Genomic DNA, 265 nt, shown 5'->3' with positions numbered 1-265 from the left:
TGCTGGGCACGATCAGCGTGGTGGTGGCGGCGGCCGCGACCGTGCCGTAGGCGTCGACCGCGCGCTCGGCCACCTTCAGCTGCACCGCCTGTTCGCCGCCGGGTTGGCGGATGGCGGCGGCCACGCGTTCGATGGCGTCCGCCGTGGCGGTGGCGACCGCGGTGATGGCAGCGGCCTCGCCCTGCGCGTTGTTGATCTGCGCCTGCTTCTCGCCCTCTGAGCGGGCGATGAAGGCCTCGCGTTCGCCGGTGGCGATGTTGATCTG

At 72.5% G+C, this 265-nt stretch carries 1 protein-coding gene; it reads right to left on the bottom strand.

The window, feature by feature from the left end:
* Positions 1–265 (bottom strand): band-7 C-terminal domain-containing protein (locus CVH10_RS21355; RefSeq protein WP_369335949.1); only part of this gene is annotated, 265 nt, incomplete at both ends.

It is taken from the genome of Halomonas sp. ND22Bw (assembly GCF_003011945.1).
Classification (GTDB): domain Bacteria; phylum Pseudomonadota; class Gammaproteobacteria; order Pseudomonadales; family Halomonadaceae; genus Halomonas; species Halomonas halophila.
The sequence above is the reverse complement of the archived record's forward strand: the minus strand, read 5'-3'. Positions and strand labels throughout refer to the sequence as shown.